Below are 2,617 nucleotides of genomic sequence, written 5' to 3'. Positions count from 1 at the left end.
ACCCCGCGGCCGACCGCGAAGCCCAAGCCCAAGCTGGCGGCCGAAGCCCACCACGCTGCCCGCGGGCTGCGGCGCGCCACCGGGGTACGCGCCGTCGCGCTGACCTTCGACGACGGCCCGGACCCGGCCTGGACGCCGAAGATCCTCGACCAGCTGCGGGCCGCCCGGGTCAAGGCGACGTTCTGCCTGGTCGGCACCGAGGTACGCAAGCACCCGGAGCTGGTCGTCCGGATCGTCCGGGAGGGTCACCAGCTCTGCAACCACAGCTGGCGGCACGACTTCGACCTGGGCCGGCGGCCGGTGACCGAGATCCGGGCCGACCTGGTTCGGACCAACCGGGCCATCCAGGCCGCCGTGCCGGGCGCCAAGGTGCCGTTCTACCGCCAACCGGGCGGCCGGTGGACCCCGGAGGTGGTGGCGGTGGCCCGGGAGCTCGGCATGCGGTCGCTGCACTGGAGCGTGGACCCGCAGGACTGGGCGAAGCCCACCGCCGCCACCCTCGCCAAGCGGGTCCACGGCGCCGCCCGCCCCGGTGCGATCGTGCTGATGCACGACGGCGGGGGCGATCGCAGCCGCACCCTGGCCGCCTGCCCGCACCTGATCATCGACCTGAAGCGGCGCTTCGGCGTCGCCCCGCCCCGGTGACACCCATCTGACCTGCGGTTTTGCCCAGGAATGTGCCAGCGGCCATACCGGTTTGGTCCACTGACCGGGCATGGCATATGCTTCTCATGCCTCCGGCGGGGCCGGATGGGAGCAAGTCCGCTTGAAGTTGCGAGTGTGCAATGATGGCGGGGCCGCCCTCATCGTCTAGCGGCCCAGGACGCCGCCCTTTCAAGGCGGTAGCACGGGTTCGAATCCCGTTGGGGGCACGGTCCGGCTCACGCCGGATGCAACACCAGCCAGGTCCTGTGGAGCAGTTGGAGTGCTCGCCGCCCTGTCAAGGCGGAGGTCGCGGGTTCAAGTCCCGTCAGGACCGCCAGCGCCGACGCCGCGTGAACCATTGCGCGGCGTTCTGCGTATCGGAACATGTGACCCTACCGGCGGAGACCCCGCCTCCCGGGTAGCATGGACCGAGCACCACGGCCAGGTAGCTCAGTTGGTACGAGCGTCCGACTGAAAATCGGAAGGTCGGCGGTTCGACCCCGCCCCTGGCCACATAGCCTTTCGCCGGGCTACAGGAGCGCCGACCAGCGGAAACGCCGGTCGGCGCTCTGCTTTGCGCCCCGGGGACCGTCTATCCGTCCTGACCCTCGTTGACCCCGGAATCCCGCTGATGGCCAACCCTTGTCGCACGGGGATCGCACGGATGGCCCTGGCCCTTGCTGCGCGTGGAGCCTGCCCCGAGCTGCCTTCGCGGGCTACTTCGGCCCTGCCGGCGTCGCCCTGCTGTCGCTGGCACACCTAGTCCTGTTTTTCCGCAACGAAGATTGGTTCTGGCTCATCGCGCCTCAGCAGGGCGCGGTCTTCCTGTCTCTTGCGGCGGGATGGCTTGCGATGCGCAGGACCGACAAACCCGCGTACCGATAGCTGCGGATCTTTTCGTATCCTCCGGGTCATGGCCGATGACGCACCCAGCTCCCGCCCGCCGCTCGGCCGCCTACCGCGCACGTTGATCGCGGTGCTGCTCGTGCTCGGGGTGACAGTGCCGTCCCTCCTCATCCGGGAGCTGATCAAGGCCAGGGTGGGTAACGGCCCGCTGGCTGATTTGGGCTGGATAGCAGTTCCGGTAGCGACAACGGCCTGGCTTGCGCCGCGTGCTTCCTACCGCCGGCGAGATGCACTGTTGTGGTTGGTTGGCCCGGGCATCTTCATCTTCGCGGTGATCGCTTGGCGGCTGGCCTTCCTGCCCTACCGCGATTGGACGCCTCGACCCGATGAGGCATCCCGCGTTCGCTGGCTTCGCGACCCCCAACACGCTGGAATGTGGTACGTGCCGGGGGAAGCAAAGTAGGTGAAGTCGGCCATGTGGTTGAAGGCGGATCTCCTCGTCGGGCAGTCGTAGACCGTCCAGCCTCCGGACGGGGGCAAGCCCGGCCGGGCCGCCGCCGCTGCCGCCGGCCGAGCCGGGCCAAGCGGTCGAGGTGGACGGGACGGTGAACCGGGCCGGGACGGTGTCGCTGGGTCAGCATCTGGTCCTGGCCGCGGAGATCCCCCGCGGCCGCCGGGTCGGGATCCGCATCGAGCCGGCCACCCTGATGTTCTTCGACCTCGACACCCGCCAGCTGCTGCGGACCCGGCCGAACCCGCTCACCCCAGCCGACATCTCCGGCTGCGTGGTGTCCGCCCGGCGGGACCGCCACCACAGCCCGCGACCGGCCCGGTCCGGGTCCAGCGGCGGGCGTCGAACACCGGCGTGGTCATGGTCGTTGGCCAGAAAGTCGCTCTCGGCCGGATCAACGCCGGAAAGAAGGTCACGATCGAGGTCACCGACACCGAACTGACCATCCACACCGACACCGGACCACACACCGTCCGACGCGTCACCGGCCAGCCCGTCCGTAGGATCAAAGCCCACCGACCCCGCAAGGTCGCCACCGAAACCTAGACCAACCGTCAAGCAACAGCTGGGACGGAAACGTCGATCATCCGGTGTGACTAAGGGACGTCTCGTAAC

General features: G+C 69.3%; 3 protein-coding genes and 3 tRNA genes. All 6 read left to right on the top strand.

The window, feature by feature from the left end; all coding sequences use genetic code 11:
* The coding region (locus JNW89_RS34065; protein ID WP_238452160.1) for a polysaccharide deacetylase family protein at positions 1-645 on the top strand (645 nt) is incomplete at its 5' end.
* A gap of 154 nt (positions 646-799) precedes the next feature.
* Positions 800-872 (top strand) — tRNA-Glu (locus tag JNW89_RS34060).
* A gap of 33 nt (positions 873-905) precedes the next feature.
* Positions 906-982, top strand: a tRNA-Asp gene (locus JNW89_RS34055).
* Positions 983-1,084: 102 nt separating this feature from the next.
* Positions 1,085-1,158, top strand: a tRNA-Phe gene (locus tag JNW89_RS34050).
* Between the two features lie 400 nt (positions 1,159-1,558).
* The gene (locus JNW89_RS34045) at positions 1,559-1,954 is read left to right on the top strand and encodes a hypothetical protein (RefSeq protein WP_238452159.1); all 396 of its coding nucleotides are present in this window, start codon (positions 1,559-1,561) and stop codon (positions 1,952-1,954) included.
* A gap of 142 nt (positions 1,955-2,096) precedes the next feature.
* Positions 2,097-2,444, top strand: coding sequence for a hypothetical protein (locus JNW89_RS34040; protein ID WP_238449477.1), 348 nt, complete (start codon positions 2,097-2,099; stop codon positions 2,442-2,444).
* Positions 2,445-2,617: the final 173 nt, after the last annotated feature.

The organism is Micromonospora sp. 4G55 (assembly GCF_016803375.1).
This window is presented reverse-complemented; position numbering and strand designations above follow the sequence as displayed.